Origin of the sequence: Cryobacterium sp. 10I1 (assembly GCF_035019805.1) — a bacterium.
GTDB classification, from domain to species: Bacteria; Actinomycetota; Actinomycetes; order Actinomycetales; family Microbacteriaceae; genus Cryobacterium; species Cryobacterium glucosi.
In genome coordinates, this window is record NZ_JASJVF010000297.1 from 1 (window position 1) to 3,683 (window position 3,683).

6 protein-coding genes are annotated in these 3,683 nt (G+C 69.0%); all 6 read right to left on the minus strand.

The genetic code is table 11. The features are described from left to right. Positions 1 to 557: FAD:protein FMN transferase (locus tag QN345_RS16795; RefSeq protein WP_323508918.1), on the minus strand; the 557-nt coding region annotated here is incomplete at its 3' end. Continuing rightward, positions 557 to 859, minus strand: coding sequence for a hypothetical protein (locus QN345_RS16800; protein WP_134561028.1), 303 nt, complete (start codon positions 857 to 859; stop codon positions 557 to 559). The genes QN345_RS16795 and QN345_RS16800, both read right to left, overlap by 1 nt. Before the next feature lie 214 nt (positions 860 to 1,073). Further along, positions 1,074 to 1,343 carry a 30S ribosomal protein S15 gene (rpsO, locus tag QN345_RS16805; RefSeq protein ID WP_134449591.1) on the minus strand — a complete coding sequence of 90 codons (270 nt, stop codon included), beginning with the start codon at positions 1,341 to 1,343 and terminating at the stop codon, positions 1,074 to 1,076. A 103-nt stretch (positions 1,344 to 1,446) separates the two neighbouring features. Further along, positions 1,447 to 2,088: a maleylpyruvate isomerase N-terminal domain-containing protein gene (locus tag QN345_RS16810; protein ID WP_323508919.1), complete on the minus strand. Its 642-nt coding sequence runs from the start codon at positions 2,086 to 2,088 to the stop codon at positions 1,447 to 1,449. A gap of 27 nt (positions 2,089 to 2,115) precedes the next feature. Next, positions 2,116 to 3,111, minus strand: a complete 996-nt coding sequence (locus QN345_RS16815) for a dihydroxyacetone kinase subunit DhaK (RefSeq protein WP_323508920.1) — start codon at positions 3,109 to 3,111, stop codon at positions 2,116 to 2,118. 74 nt (positions 3,112 to 3,185) lie between these two features. Continuing rightward, positions 3,186 to 3,683: dihydroxyacetone kinase subunit DhaL (dhaL, locus tag QN345_RS16820; RefSeq protein WP_323508921.1), on the minus strand; the 498-nt coding region annotated here is incomplete at its 5' end.

Below are 3,683 nucleotides of genomic sequence, written 5' to 3' on the forward strand. Positions count from 1 at the left end.
GCCGGACCTGCGGTCGCGATGTCGCCGCCGAGGCTCACGAGCACGCCGCAGCCGAGTTCTGCGACGATACGGGCGGCGACCTGGTCGGCGGCGGCGGCCTTCGCGGTCGCTCCGAGGTCGATGCCGAGGTGGGCCGGCACGGTCAGGCGGTTGCCGACGAGGCGCACACTCGCCCAGCCGGGCCGGGGTGAGGCGATCGCGCGCACCGGGACGCCGTCGTCGAGGATCAGGCGGATGTCGTGGTCGTAGCCGATCGCGCCGAGGGCGTTGGCCAGGGTCGGGTCGACATCGCCGTCGGTCTCCGCCGCGGAGGCGAGGGCGAGGCGCATCAGTTCGGCGAGTGTGCCGCTCACGAGGGCACCGACCGGGAAGAGCGGGGCCTTCGTCAGGATCTCGGAGTCCGGGCGGAACCGGCTCGAGGCGAGTTCCACGCGCTCGAGCACGGCGTCGGCGATCCGGCGGGCCTCCGGGAGGAGCGCGGGGTCGGTCACGACGAGGCGGGCGCTCGTGCTCCAGAGACTCCAGTCGTCGGTCGCGACGGTCGCGACGGCGGCCATCAGGACCCGCTCGTCTTGGCGTGCACCTTGGTTCCGCTGCCCGAGGACACACTCGGCGCAGCGGGCGCCGCGGGGGCGGCGGTCGCCTGGGTCGTCGTGCTCCCGGACGTCGTGCCCGAGTCGCCCGAGGTCGTCGTGGTCGTCGTGGTCGCGGAGGCGTCCTGCGTGGCGAGCGAGTCGGCCCAGTCGTGCAGGCCGAGCGCAGAGGCTGCGACGACGGCGAGGAGTCCGATCGTGCCGGTCACGATCCGGCTGAGCTTCTTACCGCGTTCGTGAGCATTCATCTCCGTGCCACCCTTCATTCGTTGACACTAACTACGGTGCCAGCGGACTCTATGGGTTTCCTATGCAGCCACCTTGAGGGAACAGGGTGTTAGGGAGAGGCGTACTGCGGAGGCTCACAGGTCCACGCGCAGGCAGACAAAACGGGCCGCCACCCGAAGGTGACGGCCCGTTTCGTTGAAGTTCAGCTTCAGAAGTGCGCGATATCGACGCGGCTTCCGGTTTCGTGCCTGACTAGCGACGCAGTCCGAGACGCTCGATGAGCGAGCGGTAGCGGGCGATGTCGATGTCGGACAGGTAGCCGAGCAGACGGCGACGCTGACCAACCATGAGAAGCAGGCCACGACGGGAGTGGTGGTCGTGCTTGTGCTCTTTCAGGTGCTCCGTGAGGTCGAGGATGCGCTGCGTGAGCATGGCAATCTGGACTTCGGGGGACCCGGTGTCGCCTGGGTGGGTAGCGTACTTTTCGATGATCGCCTTCTTAGCATTAGCTTCGAGTGCCATAGATGGGATCCCCTTTCTCTCACTGCGCGGTGCCCGTGGGCCGAATGCCTGGGCTCTCTTGTTCCGCGGCCGTTGGACGGCAACCTAGAGAGCTTAGCAGAATTCAGAGCACGCTGAACCGGTCGGTCAACGGACCTCGCCCCGTGCCGGCGAGGAGCAGCTCCGGGCCCTTGCCTCCGCGCACGGCGAGGTCGCCGAGCAGGTGCACGGCGATCGACACCGCGGACTCCGGCACCGTCGGCGGAATGCCGAGGCTCGCGGCGAGGTCGCAGCCGTGCACGGCGAGTTCGAACACGCGCGTGGGCAGGTAGTCGGCCAGCAACATCCCGCCGAAGGGCGTCAGCACGAACTCGTCGCCGGTCGCGCGGTCGACCTCGGCGAGCACGCGTCCGACGATGCCGGCGACGGATACCGCGGGCTCTGCCCCGAGGGCCCGTCCGGCCGCCCTGCCCCGCTCCGCGACCGCGGCAGGGTCGCCGGCCCCGACGCCGATCACGCCGTAGTAGTCGACGGCGCTCGCGATCTCGACCGCCGGCGGGTGCTCCGGGTCGACGGACACCTCGCGCCCGGCCGCAAGATAACTCTCCACGGTGAGGAGCGAGCGGCTGGTGTGGCCGACGAGGTCGCGCACGGTCCACTCCCCGAGCGCGACCCGCTCCCACTGGTCCGTGATCGTCGCGGTGGTTCCGGCGAACCAGCCCGCGGCATCCCGGTAGGCGGCCCGGCTTTCATTCCAACTGGTCATCGCGTCATTCTAGAGCGGCGGCATCCGCTAGAACACGTGGGCGGCGATCTCGGCGGGCGCGGCCAACAGGCCCTCGATCTCGTCGTCGAGACGCACGAGCGTGAGCGAAGCCCCGGCCATGTCGAGGGAGGTGCAGTACTCCCCCACGTAGCTGCGCCCGACCGTGATGCCGCGGCGGGTCAGTTCGTCGTGCGCGTGCCCGTAGAGGATGTAGAGCTCGCTGATCGGGGTGCCGCCGAGCCCGTTGATCATGAGAGCGACGCGGTCGCCCGCGACGAAGGGCAGGTCGTTCACGACGGCCTCAAGCATCTCGTCGGTCATCTCGTCAGCGGTCGTGAGCTTGGCCCGCCGGCGGCCGGGTTCGCCGTGGATTCCGACGCCCACCTCGATCTCGTCCTCGCCGAGCTCGAAGAGCGGTGACCCCTTCGCGGGCGGGGTGCAGGAAGTGAGGGCGATGCCCATCGTGCGGGTGACGCTGTCGACCTTCTCGCCGATCCGGACGAGCTCGTCGAGGGAGGCGCCGGCCTCGGAGGCCGCTCCAACGGCCTTCATCACGAAGAAGTTGCCCGCGACGCCGCGACGACCGACCGTCCAGGTCGAGTCCTGCACGGCGACGTCGTCGTCGATGAACAGGGTCTTGACGTTGATGCCGTCGGACGCGGCCATTTCCTGGGCCATTTCGAACGCCATCCGGTCGCCGGTGTAGTTGTTCACGAGCAGCAGCACGCCCTTGGGCGAGGCCATCAGCTTGGTGGTTTCGTAGACGTAGTCCATCGGCGGGGCGGCGAACACGTCGCCGGGGCAGGCCGCGTCGAGCATCCCCCGGCCGACGGTCATCACGTGGGCGGGTTCGTGCCCGGAACCGGAGCCCTGGATGATCGACACCTTGTTCGGGTTCGGGCCGCCCGCGCGCATGATCAGGTTGTATTTCGGCTCGTAGCGGAGGGTGACCGGGTTGGCGAGGGCGATGCCCTTGAGCATGTCCGGCACGTACATTTTCGGGTCGTTGACGAATTTCTTCATGTGTCCATCTCCTTCGTGGGTGGTGCGGAACGTGCAGCAGATCGTGCGGAATAGCGTGCGGAAGGTCGTGTGGATCAGAGGTCGTCGCGCGCGGCCCATTCCCGGCTGAGCCGTTCGAGGATCACGGCGACGGCGACGGCCCCCGGGTCTGGGGAACCGATGCTGCGTTCCCCCGTGTAGCTCGCCCGGCCGCGGCGGGCCTGCAGGAAGCTCGTCGCGTCCGCGCGTTCCCGCGCGACGACGGCGGCACGGTCGAGCGCAACCGTGCCGGCACTCCCGGCGTGGATTTCGGCCTCAAAGGCATCCGTTGCCGGGACGAGGGCGTCGAGGAGGGTCTTGTCGCCGAGATCGGACTTGCCCCGCGCTTTGATGCCCTCTGTCGCTGCCCGGAGCATGGCGACGACGTCGTCGCCGTCGAGGTCGGTCTTGCCTGCGACGGCCGCCGATGCCCGCAGGAACGCGGTGCCCCAGAGCGGGCCGGAGGTTCCGCCGATCCGTCCGGAGATGACGAGGGCGATCTTCTTCAGGAAGTCGGCGGGGGAACTGCGGTCGAAGTCCGGCCAGTCGGCGAG

Coding starts and splice junctions, on each gene's coding strand:
- QN345_RS16800 (WP_134561028.1), bottom strand. CDS start 859: ATGAAGGGTGGCACGGAGATGAATGCTCACGAACGCGGTAAGAAGCTC.
- QN345_RS16810 (WP_323508919.1), bottom strand. CDS start 2,088: ATGACCAGTTGGAATGAAAGCCGGGCCGCCTACCGGGATGCCGCGGGC.
- QN345_RS16815 (WP_323508920.1), bottom strand. CDS start 3,111: ATGAAGAAATTCGTCAACGACCCGAAAATGTACGTGCCGGACATGCTC.
- rpsO (WP_134449591.1), bottom strand. CDS start 1,343: ATGGCACTCGAAGCTAATGCTAAGAAGGCGATCATCGAAAAGTACGCT.